The organism is Stenotrophomonas sp. 14P6.2.3 (assembly GCF_057799055.1).
On sequence record NZ_JBYOLA010000010.1, the window covers coordinates 31,239 to 50,628 of the forward strand.

14 protein-coding genes are annotated in these 19,390 nt (G+C 60.1%); 6 read left to right on the forward strand and 8 right to left on the reverse strand.

Annotation, left to right across the window (positions count from 1 at the left end):
* The gene (locus AC27VL_RS10065) at positions 1-822 is read left to right on the forward strand and encodes a hypothetical protein (protein ID WP_488766219.1); all 822 of its coding nucleotides are present in this window, start codon (positions 1-3) and stop codon (positions 820-822) included.
* Positions 823-914: 92 nt separating this feature from the next.
* Here AC27VL_RS10065 and AC27VL_RS10070 read toward each other — a convergent pair whose 3' ends face one another.
* Positions 915-1,712 (reverse strand): siderophore-interacting protein, encoded by a 798-nt coding sequence (locus tag AC27VL_RS10070; protein ID WP_488766220.1) that lies wholly within the window; start codon positions 1,710-1,712, stop codon positions 915-917.
* Positions 1,713-1,772: 60 nt separating this feature from the next.
* Entirely contained in the window at positions 1,773-2,333 is a 561-nt protein-coding gene (locus AC27VL_RS10075) for a PadR family transcriptional regulator (RefSeq protein WP_488766222.1), read from the reverse strand.
* A 636-nt stretch (positions 2,334-2,969) separates the two neighbouring features.
* On the opposite strand from AC27VL_RS10075, the gene aceE reads away from it, so the two are divergent.
* The 5 genes from aceE (at position 2,970) to AC27VL_RS10100 (ending at position 10,447) form a co-directional block, all read left to right on the forward strand.
* Positions 2,970-5,657 carry a pyruvate dehydrogenase (acetyl-transferring), homodimeric type gene (gene aceE, locus AC27VL_RS10080; RefSeq protein ID WP_099821378.1) on the forward strand — a complete coding sequence of 896 codons (2,688 nt, stop codon included), beginning with the start codon at positions 2,970-2,972 and terminating at the stop codon, positions 5,655-5,657.
* Positions 5,658-5,977: 320 nt separating this feature from the next.
* Positions 5,978-6,544 carry an ABC-three component system protein gene (locus AC27VL_RS10085; RefSeq protein WP_488766224.1) on the forward strand — a complete coding sequence of 189 codons (567 nt, stop codon included), beginning with the start codon at positions 5,978-5,980 and terminating at the stop codon, positions 6,542-6,544.
* Positions 6,541-7,062, forward strand: a complete 522-nt coding sequence (locus tag AC27VL_RS10090) for an ABC-three component system middle component 5 (RefSeq protein WP_488766226.1) — start codon at positions 6,541-6,543, stop codon at positions 7,060-7,062. Before AC27VL_RS10085 ends, AC27VL_RS10090 begins: the two co-directional genes overlap by 4 nt.
* Positions 7,049-8,968 carry an ATP-binding protein gene (locus AC27VL_RS10095; protein ID WP_488766227.1) on the forward strand — a complete coding sequence of 640 codons (1,920 nt, stop codon included), beginning with the start codon at positions 7,049-7,051 and terminating at the stop codon, positions 8,966-8,968. Before AC27VL_RS10090 ends, AC27VL_RS10095 begins: the two co-directional genes overlap by 14 nt.
* Before the next feature lie 558 nt (positions 8,969-9,526).
* On the forward strand, positions 9,527-10,447 hold the full coding sequence (locus AC27VL_RS10100; RefSeq protein ID WP_488766341.1) for an HNH endonuclease: 921 nt from the start codon (positions 9,527-9,529) through the stop codon (positions 10,445-10,447).
* 78 nt (positions 10,448-10,525) lie between these two features.
* Here AC27VL_RS10100 and AC27VL_RS10105 read toward each other — a convergent pair whose 3' ends face one another.
* The 6 genes from AC27VL_RS10105 to AC27VL_RS10130 all read right to left on the reverse strand — a co-directional run bounded on the left by AC27VL_RS10105 (position 10,526) and on the right by AC27VL_RS10130 (position 19,058).
* Complete coding sequence (locus AC27VL_RS10105) at positions 10,526-10,906, reverse strand: hypothetical protein (RefSeq protein ID WP_488766229.1); 381 nt, start codon at positions 10,904-10,906, stop codon at positions 10,526-10,528.
* A gap of 52 nt (positions 10,907-10,958) precedes the next feature.
* Positions 10,959-11,327, reverse strand: coding sequence for a hypothetical protein (locus AC27VL_RS10110; protein ID WP_488766230.1), 369 nt, complete (start codon positions 11,325-11,327; stop codon positions 10,959-10,961).
* Positions 11,328-11,984: 657 nt separating this feature from the next.
* A complete protein-coding gene (locus AC27VL_RS10115) occupies positions 11,985-13,532 on the reverse strand; it encodes a nuclease domain-containing protein (protein WP_488766232.1) in 1,548 nt (515 codons plus the stop codon).
* Between the two features lie 4 nt (positions 13,533-13,536).
* Complete coding sequence (locus AC27VL_RS10120; RefSeq protein WP_488766233.1) at positions 13,537-15,810, reverse strand: McrB family protein; 2,274 nt, start codon at positions 15,808-15,810, stop codon at positions 13,537-13,539.
* Between the two features lie 54 nt (positions 15,811-15,864).
* The gene (locus AC27VL_RS10125; protein WP_488766235.1) at positions 15,865-17,382 is read right to left on the reverse strand and encodes a hypothetical protein; all 1,518 of its coding nucleotides are present in this window, start codon (positions 17,380-17,382) and stop codon (positions 15,865-15,867) included.
* Entirely contained in the window at positions 17,379-19,058 is a 1,680-nt protein-coding gene (locus AC27VL_RS10130) for a hypothetical protein (RefSeq protein WP_488766237.1), read from the reverse strand. Before AC27VL_RS10130 ends, AC27VL_RS10125 begins: the two co-directional genes overlap by 4 nt.
* Positions 19,059-19,390: the final 332 nt, after the last annotated feature.

A 19,390-nucleotide genomic window follows, 5' to 3' on the forward strand; every position in this document is an offset into this window, starting at 1 on the left:
ATGCAGGAAGCGCAGTACTGGCTTGGCGAATTCTGGACCGGCCTGAGCGTGCTCGATCTGATCGGCGGCAGCGTGCTGGGCACCCTGCTGGGGCTGGCGCTGGGCATCCTCGGCTGGCGCTGGCTGCATCGACGCGGTTGGCTGCGGCGGCAGCGGCGTTGGCACCATGGGCTGCTGGCCTCGTATGTGGTGCTGCTGCCGTTGCTGGTCGCGTTCTTCGGCCTGCAGCTGGGCTTTACCGCCGGCGCGCACCGCGCGCTGTTCAAGCAGCTCGATCACTTCCAGCCGCACCTGCAGACGATGGTGGAAGGCTGGAGCAGTGGCTTCACCGCCTCGCTGGAGGACGAGCGCATGCGTGCCGCGCTGCAGAGCCAGGGCACGGTGGGTGATGTCGCGGATTCGCTGGCCGCGATCTACCTGAGCGAGCATCCGTTGCCCGGTGTGGACCGGCTGGGTGACGGGCCGATGGCGCGTGGCGTGGGCTGGGTAATCGGAAAGGTGCGCGCCGGGCTGCTGCGCGCGATGGTGGAAGACACGCTTATCGACAAGGCCGGCACGGTCGGCCTGGAGCCGAAGATGGTGCGCGAGGCGCTGACGATGCGTATCGACGAGCTACTGCATACGCGCGGCGTGCTGCGGCTGGTGAAGGCGCAGATCAACGGCATGATGCCGGGCGTATACCTGGGGTTGCTGCTGCCGCTGGCGATCATCGCGCTGCTGCTGGCGCTGGAGATCTGGGCCGCGCATCGGTTTGGGTGGGCGCGTGGGGCTGCGCCCCGCGCTCCTGTAGAGCCGAGCCCATGCTCGGCTCATCGCGCGTAGCGCGAGGGCGGATAGAACAGCAGCCGAGCGTGGGCTCGGCTCTACATAGTCAAAGACGTGCGGACCAACGGTCCGCACCTACCGTTCTGCGGTCAATCGCCGTCGGTTTCGTCCGGGTGCGCCTTCCAGTAACCGGTCGAGCGGATCCAGTCGCGCGGCACGCCCAGGTGGCCTTCGATGAACTTGCGCATCATCCGTGCGCGGCGCGATTCGGTGGCGATCCAGTAGAACGCATCGCCGTCCGGGGCCTCGAAATCGGTCAGCATGTCTTCCAGCAGCGTGCTGCTGGCCGCCGGGAAGCCATTGCGCTCCAGCCAGTGGATGCGCACGTTCTCGTACTGCGGCAGGTCCTGGCGCTCGTCCTCGTCGGCCACTTCGATATACGCCTGCACCTGCGCACCTTCGGGCAGCACGTCCAGCCAGCGGGCGATGGCCGGCAGCGCGGTCTCATCGCCGATCAGCACATAGGCGTCGTAGCTGTCGGCCACCACGAACGAACCGCGCGGGCCGCCGATCACCAGCGTGTCGCCGGCCTGTGCGCGCTCGGCCCACGGCCCGGCAATGCCCTGGTCGTGCAGCACGAAGTCGATGGCCAGCTCGCCGGTTTCGTGGTCCCACCAGCGCGGGGTGTAGTCCCGTGCCGGCGAAGGATGCTTGCCCTCCGGGTAGCTGCGGCCCTCGGCGGTCAGCACCGGCAGCACCATCTCGCCGCTGGCGTTGGGGAAGAACAGCTTGATGTGGTCGTCGGCGCCGGGCGAATCGAAGCCGGCCAGGTCGTCGCCGCCCAGCACGATGCGGCGCATGTGCGGGGTGACAGTCTCGGTGCGCAGCACCGTCAGTTCACGGAAGCGCACATCCAGGCGCAGGCGCGAGTTGTGATGTTCGGTCATGGGGGTACCTGTGGGAAGGTCGCGCGGGGGCGCGCGGCATGGGGGAAGACCTGGCTGGATTCAGTCTGGCTGGGTCGTAGAAAAGGGAGAGGACACGTTGCCGGCCTGGCCATTGATCAGCGCCGACGCGCGCGACAGCAGCGCGGCCACCTGCTCGGCTTCACCGTCGGCCCAGCGCCCGTGGTGGTGCACCAGCGCCAGCTTGAACTCGCGCAGCGCAGCGGCCAGCGGCGCCGGCAGCGAGGCCTTGGTGATCTCGCGGGCGCGGTCGAACGCGCGCCGCTGCGCCAATCGCACCTGGGTGCGCTGCACCTTCAGCTCGAACTCGCCAGCGGTGGTGATGCGGAACACACGGCGGCCGTCCACCTCTTCCGACGCCACCCAGCCGGCCTGCTCGAAGCTGGCCAGCAGCGGGTACATGGTGCCGGCACTGGGGGTGTAGGCCTGCATGAACATGGTGCTGATGTGCTGCATCAACTCGTAGCCATGGCGCGGCTGCTCGCCGATCAGCGCCAGCACCAGCAGGCGCAGGTCGCCACGGCTGAGCACGCGCGGCTGGCCGTTGCGGCGGGGTACCGCGGCATCGTCGGTGCGGCTTTTGGGGGAGGGGGAGCGACCCATTTCGATATATCGGTAACGTGTGTCGTAAACGATATATCGATAAACCGGACCCGACAAGTACGGTTTCGGCCACAACGCTTGCCAGATCGGGCCACGCCGCCAGGTACTGCAAGGGATCAGGGGACGATTGCGTGCGGCGCAGGCCACCGTTGCGCGGCCCGACATCCGTATCGGGCCACGCAACAGCGCTGCGGGTTTTCGCCCCGGCCGGGGCGCAGCAGACGAGCGGCGAACCGCGGGAAGGGGCCTGCTCGCCGCCAACCGTGCGCAGCGGCCCCATCCGCGTCGAGAGGCGCGCGCGACACGTTGTCGCGGGTTCAAGCGGCAGGCCGTCAGACAACGCCGACACGGCGCCGGGCTTGCCCTACAACGGTCATCCGCAGCAGTAACACTGCGTCCTGCGCATGGGCGCAGCAGGCCGCGAACGACAGCTGGCGCAGCCCTTGCAGGCAGCCACAGCGGCCTGCAGCAGTGCTTTGTCCCGCTGGTGGACGTCCCGGGACATGCCGTGCAGACAGGGGTGGCCTGCCTCCATACGCCAGCGTAGCCAAGTGACGAAAGCCCTTGGTGCGCTACACTTTGCGGTCTAGAAATCTATCAACAGTCGCGCGCGTGCGTGCGGTAATGGGAGCGCTAATGAACTGGTTGAACGAGGTGCTGAACAACGACCCGAATCCTGTGGAAACCCAGGAGTGGATCGAGTCGTTGAAGGCCGTTATTGATGTCGAGGGCCCCGAGCGCGCGCATCAGCTGCTGGAAGGCATGGTGGAACTGACCCGTCGTTCGGGTGCCTATCTGCCGTTCTCTCCCACTACCGAATACGTCAACACCATCGAGCCGCAGCTGGAGGCCAAGAGCCCGGGCAACGCCGAACTGGAATGGCGCATCCGTTCGATCATCCGCTGGAACGCGATGGCCACCGTCGTGCGCGCCAACCGCAAGCCGGGTGACCTGGGCGGCCACATCGCTTCGTTCGCCTCCGGCGCAACGCTGTACGACGTGGGCTTCAACCACTTCTGGCGCGCCCCGAGCGAAAGCCACCCGGGCGACCTGCTGTTCATCCAGGGCCACAGCGCCCCGGGCATCTACGCGCGTTCCTTCCTGGAAGGCCGCATCAACGAAGAGCAGCTGGACAAGTTCCGCATGGAAGTGGACGGCGGCGGTTTGTCGTCGTACCCGCATCCGTGGCTGATGCCGGAATACTGGCAGACCCCGACCGTGTCGATGGGCCTGGGCCCGCTGGCCGCCATCTACCAGGCGCAGTTCATGCGCTACCTGGAAAACCGTGGCCTGATCGAGAAGTCCGACCGCAAGGTGTGGTGCTTCATCGGCGACGGCGAGAGCGACGAGCCGGAAACCCTGGGTGCCATCGCGCTGGCCGGCCGTGAAGGCCTGGACAACCTGATCTTCGTGGTGAACTGCAACCTGCAGCGTCTGGACGGCCCGGTGCGCGGCAACGGCAAGATCATCCAGGAACTGGAAGGCGTGTTCCGTGGCGGCGGCTGGAATGTCATCAAGCTGCTGTGGGGCGGTTACTGGGATGCCCTGCTGGCCAAGGACACCAATGGCGTCCTGAAGAAGCTGATGATGGAAACCGTCGACGGCGAATACCAGAACTGCAAGGCCTTCGGTGGCGCGTACACGCGCGAGCATTTCTTCGGCAAGTACCCGGAAACCGCTGCGATGGTGGCCGGTCTGTCCGACGACGACATCTGGCGCCTGAACCGTGGTGGCCACGACCCGCACAAGGTGTACGCCGCCTACCACCAGGCCGTGAACACCAAGGGCATGCCGACCGTGATCCTGGCCAAGACGGTCAAGGGTTACGGCATGGGCAGCGCCGGTGAGGCACTGAACCCGACCCACCAGACCAAGAAGCTGGACGACGAAGCGGTGCGCCACTTCCGCGACCGCTTCAACATTCCGGTGACCGACGCGCAGCTGGCCGACGGCCAGGTGCCGTTCTACCACCCGGGCCCGGATTCGCCGGAAGTGCAGTACCTGCAGGAACGCCGTGCGTCGCTGGGTGGTTACCTGCCGCAGCGCCGCCGCAAGGCCGAAAAGAGCTTCAACGCACCGAAGCTGGAAAGCTACGAGCGCCTGCTGAAGAGCAGCGGCGAGCGCAGCTACTCCACCACCATGGCCTTCGTGCAGAGCCTGAACATCACCCTGCGTGACAAGGAACTGGGCCCGCACATCGTGCCGATCGTGGCCGACGAAGCCCGTACCTTCGGCATGGAAGGCCTGTTCCGCCAGATCGGCATCTACGCGCCGTTCGGCCAGAAGTACAAGCCGGTCGACGCCGACCAGCTGATGTTCTACCGCGAAGACCAGAGTGGCCAGGTGCTGCAGCAGGGCATCAGCGAGCCGGGTGCGATCAGCTCGTGGATGGCCGCCGGTACCAGCTACTCGGTCAGCAACGTGCCGATGCTGCCGTTCTACATCTACTACTCGATGTTCGGCTTCCAGCGCGTGGGCGACATCGCCTGGCAGGCCGCCGACATGCGTACCCGCGGCTTCCTGCTGGGTGGTACCGCCGGCCGCACCACGCTGAACGGTGAAGGCCTGCAGCACGAAGATGGCTTCAGCCATCTGGTGGCCGGTGGCATTCCGAACGTGCGCAGCTACGACCCGACCTTCGGCTTCGAAGTGACGGTGATCCTGCAGCACGGCACCAAGGCGATGATGGAAGATCAGATTGACGAGTACTACTACGTCACCCTGATGAACGAGAACTACACCCACCCGGAAATGCCGGAAGGCGCGGCTGAAGGCATCGTCAAGGGCATGTACCTGCTGACCGACGCCGGCAAGCCGAAGAAGGGCGAGCTGCGCGTGCAGCTGCTGGGTTCGGGCACCATCCTGCGCGAAGCCATTGCCGCGGCCGAGTTGCTGGACAAGGACTTCGGCGTGACCGCCGACATCTGGAGCTGCCCGAGCTTCAACGAACTGCGTCGCGATGGTTTCGACGTGGAACGTGCCAACCGCCTGCATCCGGAAGGTGAGCAGCGCAAGGCCTACGTGACCGAGCTGCTGGAAGGCCGCCAGGGCCCGGCGATTGCCGCCACCGACTACGTGCGCGCGTATGCGGACCAGATCCGCGCGTTCGTGCCGATGTCGTACACGGTGCTGGGTACGGATGGGTTTGGTCGTTCGGATACGCGTGCGAACCTGCGTCGGTTCTTTGAAGTTGACCGGTACTACATCGCGCATGCCGCGATTGCGGCGCTGGCGAAGGACGGGAAGATGACGGCTAAGGATGTGGCGCGGGCGATCAAGCAGTACAAGATTGATCCGGAGAAGGCTAATCCTGTTGGGGTTTGATTGACTGAGGAGCGCCAGCGCACGTATTGTGCGCTGGCGCTCTTCTAGAGCGAGTTGATTTCCAAGTAGTTACAACGGAATCATGCGCAGGGGGCGCAATCATGGATGCGATTCTGAAGTTCTGGCCGGAAGTAGTTTCTTTTCTAGTAGGTGGCGGCCTAGGTTCGCTGATCACGTTTCGACTTACCCGGACACAAGCCTCAGGTCACGGACGTGTCGTCGATCAGAGTGGTGCAAAGGCTGGTGGTGATGTTGTCGCTGGAAACAAGACGACCACTACAGGCTCAGAACGCACCTAAATAACTACGTGGCGGTGCGTGATGAACCTTGTTAATCAGCACGGCGCTGTTGCTGGCGGCGATGTCGTGGCCGGAGACAAAGTTGTTACGGTCAATAACTATGCCGTGCAGCCAGGACAGTCCCCTAAGATTAGAGTGCTTATGGAGAAGCTCGCTCAAGAGCATGCGGCGGGGATGATCTCTGACGCCGTGATTGAGGAGCTGACGGACTTTTATAAAAGAATTCCGGACGACGCTGTGGTCGGCCTTGAAGCAAAACTGCAGAGAGCTGGGCGAGACGCTGAGCTGATACAGGCATTGGCTAAAAAAGAACGATTTGCAAAGCTTCTGGAGCGCTGGTCGCTTTACGGCTCTGCTCAGGAAATATTTGTCCACATTCTAGCGATGGTTGACCATCGATACTCAACCAGGGTACTTCCTCAGGTTGACGTGCTCTCGCCTCATCAGCTTGATAAAGTTGTGGAAGATGAAATCATCACTCCGCTCATTGAGATGGTTGGCGCAGACGTCTTTAGCATGAATCATCATAGTGCTATGGGAATGATCTACTGGCTGGCCGAGCAATGTCGTGTCCGGTGGCATTCATGAATCAACTATCATTTCAGCCAGCGTTTGATGTTTATCATTCGAGTTTTCGATTTCTTCGAATATTCGGCTACATAGGCAGTGATAAGCCGCTGAGCTTAGACCTTGCGAGGATAATTGATTATTATCTTCTCTTCTTTCATAGGATGGAATCTGTCAGGCTTAGGAGGACAGATTCGGCCATAAAAAAGCTTGCGAAGCAAAAGGCTGGAGACGTCCGATACGAGCTTCAACCCGATGATAAGCTGCTGTTTGCTAGAATGGAGCCATTTCAGCTTTCAGCGCTTCGAACACTGGCATTGTCAGGTTACCTAGATCTTGATGGATTAAATAACCGGAGGGTGAGTTTTCTTGGGCGAGAAATCCCGTTACCCCTGAGGGAAAGGGTATTGGAGGCAAATCAAAAAGACCAAGACGTCATGGATGCTCTTTTTGCGGTGGCTAGAGAATATCCGGTAATGGGAAGGGATGGACTGAAAGATAGGACTGGACTCCTGGAGTATAGGTATGACCCGGTTTGATCCCGTGCTCTTTGTTCAAAGGCTTATTGTAAAGAAGGTCAACGTCGTCATGTACGACGAGGTGTTCCATCGCGGTGTAAATATCGTTAGAGGGGAAAATTCCTCTGGTAAGTCGACTGTCCTCAACTTTGTCTTCTACGCTCTCGGTGGAGATGTCGTTGAGTGGAGTGATGCAGCTCTTCAATGCGATAGGGTTTTCATAGAAGTATTTCTTAGTGGCAAAGTTGTAACACTGTCTCGCGTGGTTGAGGAAAAGTCCGGCCGGCCGATGGATTTCTTTATGGGCAACTATGAAGAATCATTGCTGGCAGACGCTGCATTGTGGTCTCGTCATCCCTATAGGCGATCGATTAATGCTGAGAGTTTCTCTCAGGTAATTTTCAGGCTTCTCGGTATTCCTGAGGCGGCGAACGACTCGAGTGGCAACATCACCGTTCATCAGATGTTGCGATTGCTCTATGCGGACCAACTCAGCCCTGTTGAGTCAATATTTCGATTTGAGAGGTTCGATCACGCTGCCACCCGCGAGGCTGTTGGAGAGCTTCTATGTGGCTCGATGGGCGAGGAGCTGTATTCGAACATAATTGCGTTGCGTGATCTTGAGAAAGTATTTGATCAAGTCTCGAGCGAGCAAAGTAGCTTGCTTCGCGCGCTTGGGACTGCTGGGCATGACCTGACAATGTCATGGGTTGTTGAGCAGCGTGCTCGGGTGCAAGATGAGCGTCGTGATATAATCGAAAAGATTGACAACTTAGTCCGAAATTTTGCTAAGAATCCTCAAGCTCCTGATCTGATTGCCCAGAATTTGGCCTACGCAGATCTTGTGAAGGCACAGGAGGATCTAGCCGATTTGACAGCCAGGCGTGATGCAGTTTCCTTTGAGGTTGCTGACTCAGAGGCATTTATGGCAGCGCTTGCAAAGAAGCTGGATGCACTAAAGGATTCAGAGGTCACGGCACAGACCATAGGCGCTGCCCAATTTTCATCCTGCCCTGCTTGCTATTCAGTTGTAGCTGAGGCCCCGCATGGGGTTTGTCCGCTTTGCAAGGAAGACGCAGATCCAGACAGGATTCTGGAGAGACTGGCGTCGCTAATAAATGATACGGCACTTCAATTGCGGCAGTCCAAGCTGCTTCAGGAAACGCGACTGACGGAGTTGGCTGCACTTGAGAATGCTGTGATCGACGAAAGGTCGCGCTGGGAAGTTAAAGCTCTAAAGTATAAGGAGACTCAGCAGCGTCCAACCAGTAGGGATGAGCATCTAATTTCAGATCTCAATAAGTCGCTCGGATATCTTGACCGTAGGGATGAAGATATAAATGAGAAGGCTAAATTGATTGATATTGTGGATGCCCTTGCAAAAAGAAAGGCGGAGCTCAATAGTGAAATTTCGATAATTAGAAGTCGGAATGAGGTTCTTCGGCTGTCAAGAGTAGACCGTCTGAATGAGGCATACCTTTGTATCTCCGAAAGTGTGAGAGATCTATTGATGGATGACCTAAAGCGAGAGGAAGCCTTCGAAAATCCTTCGCGTGTTGATATCGACTTCTCTGCAAATAGAATAAGCGTTGACGGGAAGTCATATTTCTCAGCTAGTTCAAGGGCAATTCTAAAAAGTAGCTTCTACATAGGATTTCATGTTGCGGCAACTTTAAAGAAGTTCTTCAGACATCCTCGTTTCTGTTTGTTAGATACAATAGAAGATAAGGGGATGGAGCAGGCGAGAAGTCAGAATTTCCAGAGGTTGATAGTCGAGCGGTCTGAAAGGTCTGGTGTGGAAAATCAGGTTATTTTCTCTACTTCGATGATTGCAGAGGAATTGGACATCCCAGAATATACGGTCGGACGCTTCTACACGAGGGATGAGCGGGCTCTTAGGGAAGTGCCGCGACTTGGTGGGAAGTAGTACTCCTTTTAGGTAAGGCAAGCGGCGCGGCGGCTGTGCTTAGTGCCCGAACTGGAGAGAGCCGCGCCTCGCTCCACTGGCTGCGGTTTCAGGCATGGAGGCACTTCGGTTTCTTTCAGTAGTGGAAGACTTCGTACAGGCGATTGCGCTCAATGGTGACCCCAAGCAGAGGGCGGCAAGCCAGCAAGCCTTTTCTCTGCTCATGGATGGTTCGCTTGCGTCATCGGCATGATTGCAGCGCTGCCGACGCATAAGCTCCAATGCCTACGGTCATATGTTGCATGGGCGCGCTTTGTTGCTTGCTCGTTTGGAGATTGGGTCATCTGGCTAGCTCATCCCGTGCATTTGGATGAGCCAGCAAAGTGGCCGCAGGCTCTCGGGAAGACTTGGCCTGGGCCTCTGATGCCTCAGAGTACGCGGCGTCATCTGGTCGAATTGAAAGTGTGCCGATTGCGACACTAAAATCCTCCGATCTACAAATCGGGGGGAAGCATGGCGTTACATGAGACGTTCGATACGCGAGCACTTGTCGTCGGCAAGGAGTACAGCCGCGTGCAGATGGCTGAAGCGGGTGGCGTAGCGCCACCGACGGGATCCAGAGATCCGCATTGGTCAAACGGGCTTGTTCGATTCAATAACGCAACGCTGCTGTTGGTCACCTTGGAAAAGGACGACGGTGGCTATGACGATCGTTTTGAGGGCGAGCAGTTCCACTGGCAGAGCCAGTATCGTCAGAGCCGAACGTCCAAGGCGCTCTTTGACATCAAGACCGGCTCTGTCGCCGCGCACCTCTTTGTTCGCATTTTCGCAAAAGGCGGGAAGACCGCAGAGCCCTTCTATTACTTGGGCGCGCTGTCATTGAAGTCCATGGAGGGCGATCAGCCGGTTGATTGTGTGTTCGATGTTAAGGAAAGTTTGCAGGATCGATCGGATTCCATTGATCAGATCCTTCGCTGGCGCCCGCTTAAGCCAACGGACGAACTCGGCGCAGCGCTGTTTCAGGCCAGGGAAGTGGCCGAGCAGGAGGCGGAAGCCCACAATGGGGAGGATCGGCGGGACAAGGAGTTGCGCGCAATCTTTGTTCGTCGCGGACAACGGGCGTTCCGTAGGAAGCTGCTGAAGGCTTATGGCAAGACGTGTGCCGTGACCGGCTGCAAGATCACCGAACTCCTGGAAGCGGCGCACATCAGCCCTTACCGGGGTGACCATACCAACAAGGTGAGCAATGGTCTGCTCCTGCGAGCTGATATCCATACGCTTTTTGATCTTGGACTGCTGTGGATCGATGAGGCGTTCACTGTGCACGTAGCAAAGAGTGCACGAAAAGCCCCCTACGACACGTTGCAGGGAGCAAGGTTGGCGGTACCTGGAGCTGCTACCGACGAGCCTAGTGCAACGGCACTCGCGGATCACGCGAGGGTTTCCGCGGAGCGGCGACAGAAGCTGCGGGAACGAAAGGCGGCGGGAAATCTGGTGTGATGAAGAATTGACGGTGGGCATCAGGAGTGCAGCAGCGGCAAGGGTGCGCTCCTGGCACCCCGCAGCGCCGGTGCGCGGCTAGCGCCACTGATCCCAGTCCGGCCGCGTGCGCACGCACCATTGCTGCTGCAGATCCAGAAGATCCGGACTCCGCTCTCCCGCATTCCCTGCAACCATCACCACCAGTTGCATCGACGAATTGTCCACCAGCATCACCGGCTGCCCGTCGGCAAGCAGTACAAAGTACCGCTCACTCCCATCCGCCGAGCTCACCTCCAACCGGACGCCACCGCGCGCCAACGCAAACGCCTCAGCCTCATCCCGCATGACCCCGAAGGAGTAATCCGACAGCCTGCGGTAGGCCTTCACCTCCAGCGCCGCCTGGGGAAGGAAGTAGTCCGAGATCACCAGGCCCATCACCATGAGCGTGCTGGTGACAACAACGGGCGGCACCCTCATGGGCAGCGCTGCGGCAACCCAGCCGCAGCGCACCAGACCCACATCGCAGGCACTAACCACGCACCTGCAGGCAGGCGCTGGCCTGCGCCGTCAGCGCCACGCACGCCAGCATCAGCCCTTCCATCGTGCGGTCGCCCAGGTGCTGCGCGGGTTCTCCGTTCTGTCGCGCGCGCTCTCCGGCCAACAGCATCTCCTGCACCACGCGCAGGCCTGCCAGGGCGCAGTCGGCGTCGGCCAAGGCCATACGACGGCCCGGCGCTGCCTGGCGCTCCGGCCAGGGCTGGCCATCGGCAGCGGCGCCGCTCTGGATGCGGCGCAGTGTGGTGAGGAAGGCGGTGGGGTCTGCACCGCCGCCCAGTTCGGGCTCGGCATTGGCCGGGTCCGTGGCAGCGTGCAGGGGGCGGAATTCCGATGCGTTCATGGCAGTGCTCCGTACAGGACAGACGGCAGCGCCACCCCGAAGGGTGGCGGACGATGCGTGGCTCGAAAACCGGTAAGTACCAGACCGGCGGGCTCGAAAGCCCCCACGCACCGCCCGCCATGGAACGCGAACGGATTGCCAGCCGGCGCCACTCGAAGGTGACGCCGGCTGACAAGCGTAAACATCTGGTACTTACACGGGTTTTCGACGCCCGTACCACCCTTTTCCGGTGGCACGCAAAGGTGTACCCGCACAGATGTCTAATGCCAAGAAACCGCAGGCAAGAAGGCCGACAGTTCTGACGCATCCAGCATTGTGGCACGGCAGAAAAGCCGCGAAACCCCTTGCAGCACAGTGCTTGCGGCGAAAGTTAAGCTGCCGCCGCTACGTCGAACGCGGAGCGCACTTTTCGCAACAAGAAATGCTTAATTGCGACACATCGCCATCCAGCGCCCAAGGCGAAAGCGGGCCAATTGCGTCATCTACTTAACACTGACGCCCAACCCAGGGCGTGGCCAGAGCGCATCGTCGCGCTCCAGATCGTAGTCACTGCCAAACGCCAGCGCCGCCTCGCACGGCGTCAGATCGGCGTAGCAGCAGGAAACACAGGCGCGGCCGGTCGGTACGAGCTGGCGTGAGGAAGCCACGCCAGAAAACCTAAGCCGGCCCTACCCACCTTCGCAGCATCTCCTGGAGCTCATCAGGGCCCTGGTCAGGCGACAGAACATGCACGCCAGTTCGATGGCTGGCGTGGAATGCCACATCCTCCAACCACGGGGCTCCACCGGCACGTGGCACCAACAGTAGTGAGCAGTCGGGGCGCTGCCCATTCCAACGCAGCGCATCCTGATAGACGTGCGCGGAACGCATGGCGTGCAGTACGTTCTTCCGCGAGGTGCGGTACTTGGCATCCAGCACCAGCATCTTCTTGTCTGCTCCAATCTCGGTGGTTACCACGATGTCAGGCTTCAGCTGCAGCGAAACGCTGCTCATTCCCGATGTGCTCTGCTCCGCGGTGGAGAAGGTTCGCTGCAACAAGACTTCTACCCGAGTCCCCTCGCATTTGCCCACGTGCCGGACGATGTCTACCGTCGCGCTGCGCTTGCACGCCCATGTCAGCCCGGGGAAGAGGGCGCGAACTGCCTGAACGACCTGCACGAAGCACCAGCGTTCATAGATCTCCCAGGTAGGACTCAGCCATAGCGATTCGTTTCGATCCGGTCCATCCACGCCCGGGCGAAGCGCTGCCCATCCCAGGCGGTACGCTCTTGCATAGGTGGGGTTGGCGGAGATTGCAGTCAGTCCCGATGCATCGACCTCTGCGCGCGCGACTGCAGCATACGGATCGCGTTTTGCAAGGCTGCGCAGCCGTGCAGAGAAAGCATTCAGAAACATCAACTTTCTCCCCATACGCGTGGCCAGCGGTGTGCGAGCGCCTTCGGCGTCCTCGTGCCGTGCTATCCGACGAAGGGCCTCTTCCACGTTGCTGCAGCGCAGACGCAACGCGGCCAAAGAGCGCGCCAGCGCACGGTTCGCGGGGTTGTCCAGATTCTCGTAGGAGTGCATCACCTCCATCGGAGGTGCGCACGCATCCAACCCCGGCTGCCGCCGGAGAACGGCGCCAGCATCTGGATGACGCATCATCCTTCGCGCTGATGTGGCATCGATGCGCTTCACTTGGTGAAAAGGGATCCGCCGGCGCTCGTGCCGTAGCCGGGTAAGAGGGCGCTCGGCTACTGCTGTGAAGGCGGCGAGTGCGGCATCGGCATGGCGCCTCAAGCGCGCGTACTGCAGCAACACTGTAGTCAGATCGCCAGTCACGCCGATTCCAAACTGGGCGGCTTCGGTGCCAAGAACCAGTGCAGGATCGAAAGCGTAAAGATCGTCCAACATGCCTTGGAACACGTCGGACCCCAGCTTTCCTTCGTCAGGTGCCACATCCAGGTGGTACGTGGCTAGCCGGTGACCCGCCATATCCACAAGCTCGACAGACACCTGGCCTGCATAGAAGCCGGGGCACCACTGCAGCATCGGTCCGCTGCTGGTACTCACCGTATCCAGCAACGCCTCGTCAATATAGAGCAAGGCGTTTGCCGGAACTGCCGGGAATTGGTAGACCCCCCGCTCACGAAAGCCGCCGCAGACGGCGCCAGGTACCAGGTGGAATTCGACGCCCGACTGGTCCAGGCAGATCAGTGCTGTCATCGCATTAGCGCCAGAACCGCGCGCTTCCCTGCTCGCGCAGATCCGCACAGAGTTCACGTGCCTTGCCGGCAGACTTGCTCAACCCATGGCTTTCCAGCACGCCTGCGACCGCATCAAAGGCATCGCGTAGCCGCTTGGTGTCTTCACCACGCAGCTTGGGCAGGATCTTGGCATACACAGAGTGATCCAAGGCTTGGGCTGCGGTGAGAGCACCCCCTTCCACGCCCGCTTCCACGTAGCCCAGCACATCGGCAATCGTGCGCCAGCCGAAGTGCAGTCGAACGGCACGCAGCGGCGTCATCAGTGCGTTCAGTACAGCTTTTACCTGTGCCAGTGCTTCTGCGCCCAGCGCCGAAGATGTCCAGCCGGGGTAGTTGTTCACCGGTATGTCCCAGAACTCAATCACGGCACTGCGGTCCAGCACCTTGTCACTCAGCCCGTGGGTGGTCTCGTCCATATTCACCGTGCCGATGATGACCAGGTTGGACGGATAGTCGATGTGTCCGGGCACATCGCCAACCTCATCCCCAAGCGCATGCAGCTCAACCGCATCGCCGCTCTCCATGGCCGACAGCAGGGGCGCCAGGTACTGCTCGGGATGGGAGAGATTCATCTCATCCAACAGCACAACGTAGGGACGGTCAGGATCTGCAATCGCACGCAGCAGGAACTCCAGGAAGCCGGTGCGCATGTAGACATCGGTGTCGATCGGATTGACATAGCCAAGCAGGCTGCTCGGGTCATGCCACCCGGGTTGTACGGCAACAATATGGTACCCGCGCTGCCCTGGATCGGCCTCAGCCACGCCAGCCCACAGTGCCTTGGCATAGCCCAGCGCAAGTTGTGTCTTGCCGGCGCCGCTCAACCCGGTCAGTACGGCGAAGTGGCGGCGCGGGTGTCTGCGGTTCCACAGCCCAGCGTGCAACTGCGCAATCAGACTGGGGTCGAAAGCCAGATCGGCGGGGAACGATGCGGTGATCTCGCTAAGCGAGGGCAGGTTCGACCAGAGGTCCTCAACTTCATCGACGGGCGAATCGGTCCGGACCTCGTCTGCATCCTTCACTACGGGGGACAGCTCGCCCGGTGTCCAATGGATACGGGACGCCCACGCACGGCCCCGCTGGGTCAGGTGCAGGACCTTCCCGGCATCCAGCTCGGCCAGTTCCATTCCCTTGATCCAGTTGATGAGCACGGTCGGGGCGAAGTTGCTGGTCCAGCCGGGATTGACCTTCTGCAGACGGCTGATCGCCTGCTTCTGCGGAAGGGGGGCCTGGTTGAGCATGTAAAGGAGATTGTCGAAGCCCAGGATCTGGGTGAGCAGCCAGTCAGAGACCTCCTCTGTTTCGCCCGATTCCAGGAAGGCCTCGCCTCGCGGTGTCAGGAAGAGATCATCGCCAGACGAGCGCAATGCGCCCCATTCGGCGATCAACGCGTTCAAGTTGGTACCCAGCGAGTTGGTCGCCAGCTTTGGATTCACCGAGCGGATATGTTCAAGGAAGTCCGCACGCTTGCGACCTCCCTTGGCAAACTCCAGCATCGCCAGCACGCTGGCAACCGATCCGTTGATGGCCAGCATGCCGCGCCGGCGGCGTCCAGCGGGCAGTGGGTTGAGCCGAAGGTCACCGGCAGACTCGCTGGGAAGCTCGGTCGCCTCGCTCCCATTCTCCTGAACGTAGTGCACGTACAGGACCCACGGAAGGGTCATGCGTTCCTCGCGACTACGGAAGACAATGCCAGCGCTATCCAGCCGCTGCAGGATGCGTTGGTGCAGCTCCGTGCGGTGGTCGGAGCCAATGCTCAGCCCCAGCGCTCTGGCGAGGCTCTTCAGCTTCTGATAGTGCGCAACGGTGGTGAAATCCTGCGGCCACAGCGAGGCGAAAACGCGGTACTGCTTCAGTCTGGGTTTGCGGTCAGTCAGCGCAACTACCAGTGCGCTTACTTCTTCCCAGGCCACGCCCAGCCAGGCTACCCGTTCGCTGAAGGAGTCGGGCAGCTTGGCTTGCTTGAGTGACCAGAGCTGCTCAGCGATTTCCTTGCTGGCAATGACGGCAGACACATCAATGTGGCCTTGCCCGGTAGCCGCGATGGTCTGGACTTCCCAGAGTTGGTGTTGGAAGTCGCGCCCGACGAACGTGTCGTGGTCAGCGCCTTCCACATGAACAAGCCATTCGGCTACGCGCGAGATCCAGCTATCCAGGCTGTGCCCATTCCGGTGTAGCTCCAGCGCTCTTGCGCTAGCTTCTCGCAGTCCGGCGTCATTAATCAGATCAAAGGCCATTGCAGCCATCCCCTTGGCAGGTCGAACAAAATTCACAAGAAAGCCCGTGCGCGGTCATGCCCGCAGCAGGCGTGCGTACTCGCCATCGAGGTACTCATCAACGGCGTCGTGATCAAGGCTGCCGGCGGCGATGAGTGCCTTCGTTTCAGTCAACGACACGCACCCGAAGCGCACCCATGCCACCATGTTTCCTCTAAGCAGGAAGCCAATGATGTCGCCGCCAGAGCGTAGTGCTGCGTCGCCGACATCCACCAGGCAGAGGCTGCCATGGCTGACGAGCAGCATTCTCCGAAGCTCGGGAATGCTGCCAAATGGCATGCACTGCGACAGCGGGCGGTTATGCACCGCCCACTGCTTAACCACCCAGGTAATGCAGGTTAGAACTTCGGTCAGCATCACCGGTATTGCCATCGCCAGACCGTGGCGGAAATCATAGCCCTGCTCGAAAACCCTGACCGCAATGGTGGCGAAGGTCTGCCGGTCTTTACCGAAGCTTCCTGCATTCACAAACTGAAGCAGAGAATAGAACGGCATCGGAATGCCGGAACCGCGCCCCTGCGCGCCAGAAGATCCGGCGACATCAGAGAACAAGTGGCCGATCCAGTTGACGAAGCCGGCGAAGATCTTTGCCGAAAGCGTTCGGCCTTTCAGCTCGAAGGTCTCGGTATCCACCGAGACCAACTTCCCATCGGCAACGAAGTGCGCGGTGCTGCAGAACTGATCAAGGATGGAGAAGAACAGGCCGACCAGGTCAGGCGAATGACCAAGGCTCTTGAGGTGGTGGTTGCGGGTACTCATCTTGAACAGACCGCCAACATCGCCACCATGGCGGTGGTCATAGTTGATACCAAAGGTCCGCTCAAGCCAGCCTATCGCGCTTCTTGTAGGATCGCTGCCTTCGGCGGGGCCCTTCCAGCCCATCAGGCGGGCAAACTGCCGTACCGCCCCGTCAACAAAGGAGTCAGCTGCATTGCCCAGTGGGCTGGCATCCTCGCCTCCTGTCGCGCTTGCCGCACCCACAAAAAGCACATCGACAAGGCCGCCGATTACGCCGCAAGCACCTGCCAGCATGTAGTCGTACTTATCACAATCCGCGGCCTTCAACGAGAAGTCCTCGAGCACCATCTTCTCGAGTGCCACGCGTTGACTGGGTGTCATCAGGTTTGCGAACGGATCTTCCTTTAGATCGATCCTGTTCCGTGCCGCATAGGCAATCAACTGCGCCTCGTACCCCTCGTCCGAAGTATCGGGAGAGATCAAAATGCCATCGATCAGCGAGAGCGGCGCTATTGTTCCGGGCTGGGCATCGGGTTCGCAATGCAACTCGGCATGAATGTTGAGTACGAGCTCTGTATCTTGCCCAGGGAAAAGTACAGAGGCATCGGCACTGGCAAGCATTGCTTCTGCCAGCGCAATGGCGTCGTCCAGCAGAACGTCCTGCTCGACCTGGGCCAACGCCATGGTATCCAGCACAGACGAGATGTTGCCGAGCTGTGCTTCGATTGCGGCGACCTGGTGCAGCTGGACACGCACGCGATTGCCGTGCGCATCCAGCTCTTCGTCTGGAGTCATGACCACAGGCTGGAAATGCCCCGGGTGGCCTTGCTGGCAAGATCTGTCACCTTGCCGGCAACCACATCGGACACACTGAAGTAGCCAATCGCCTGGAACGACTGGGCGAGATCCTCCAGCTCCCGAACGCCGTAATCCGCCTTCAGTACAAGTCGCTCCACCTCGACGGTGGTCTCGTCCTTGGTCTCCTGCACCATGTGGGGCTCATAGTGGCTGATGATCCATTCCCCCAGCTCCTGTCGGGTGGGATCGCGTGTGAGACTACGAACCCGTTCCTCATCAAGGTAGCGGGCGCAGCTGAGCTTTGTTGCGCTGCTCTGTGCGGCTTCAGAACGCTCGTTAAGCACCTTGCCGGCACCTGTAAGCTGGGTCATCAGCCGCATCAGCTTTTCGATCTTGTCGCTTTGCGCGCCGTGCATTTTGATCTGGTCATTCAGCCGTAGCGTGACGCTGTTGATGTCCGATACGAGCAGCGAAAGGGTCAGCTGGGTCTGCCTGATGACTTCCGCAAGCATCAGGCCCCTTCGCTTGAATCGGGTCAGCTCATTGGCGCCGGTCAGCTTGCGGATACCTGCGTACGTCCCGACGCCGATGAGTACAGCCACGCCAATGCCGGTGGCCATGCTGGAAAGTCCAAGTATGCCGCCCAAGCCCAGCGTGGCCAGCCCGGACGTCATGCCAGCTGCAGACATGCCAATGACCGACCCGGACAGATACACAGCAGCCAATGGCGTGCCGACTGCGGCGGCCTTGGCTGACAGAAGCTTCATGGTTTCTGTCAGCTGATCGTCGGTGACATCTTCCTTCAGCATGTCGTGCTCGCTCTTGATGGCGAGTACAACCAGTTCAACGTCTGCCTCGGAGACGTGGAACAGCTGCTTGTGTAGATCAAGGAAGGCGAACTGATCTCGATAGCGTCCGGTCATGCAGTGATGAAGGTTGATGAGCTCCTTCACCAAGGAAACGTGGACCAGGTGAATCTGGCCATCCGGGCAGGCCTGGCCGAGGTCTGCAACCAGCGTCTCAACGAGCTCGCGCTCGTCGCTTGCAGCGATGTACACGCGTACAGCCATGCGCGATTCTTCGTTGAGATTCAGGCGCGTCATCAGCAGCATTAGCTCGGCGAACACCTTGTGGCCGAGCTCCTGCCGGTTTTCGTAGGCCGCGTTCACTGCAATCTTGACGTATGCCACCTTCAGCGACTCTGCCATGTCCTCGATAGGAATGGACTGGGCCTCTTCCTGGTGGTTCTCGAAGTTGCTGATGGCTTGCTGGAGAATATCGGCAAGAGGCGGCAGATTCAGGTAGGCGCCGCGGATATCGATACTGGCGCCATTGATCTGCGAAAGGCGGACCAGCTTATCCACCTTCCCGGCCTTGCCTTCGATGGGGACCTCGAGATACTGCGCGCTCAGCAGTTCGGAGTAGGGGAACGGCTGGGGCTTGCCCAACAGAGGGCGGTAGATGACCTGTTCGCCAGTGAACAAGAGGCCTTCCTTTGCGCTGCCGAGCAGGGTGTCGTCGTAGACCGCGACCACATTTCCCGGCTTTCCTGCGTAGCCAAAGGCGCCGATAGCGTTGTTGAGCTTCTTCTCTTCGATGTTCGGTGCGATGTAAATCCGCTTCGCGGAGATCTCCACAAGGCGTTCCCGAAGGAATACGTTGATGTTGCCCATATAAGCCCCTGTTGCGACAGATAATCGACCTGGCAGGGCGCTCATCCGAGCAGGGAGAGCAGGACCCGGCCTGGCCCCGCTAAGAGTGTGACGTGTTGCTCATCTTTAGAACATCAGATTTGTCTGATGTGGTGTCGGGATTAGCCTGACATCCATTCATCAGGCTGTGGCCGGCTGTGCGGTTAGCGCGTGGATCACTAGCGACATGATTGATCGTTCAATGGGTTCCAGTTGAGGCCGATGGACTTCAGCGATCCTTTGCGGTCCTGGACAGACTATACGGTCGCCGCCTTCGTCATTCCATAAGTCGGGCCCCGGTGTTCGGTACTGCG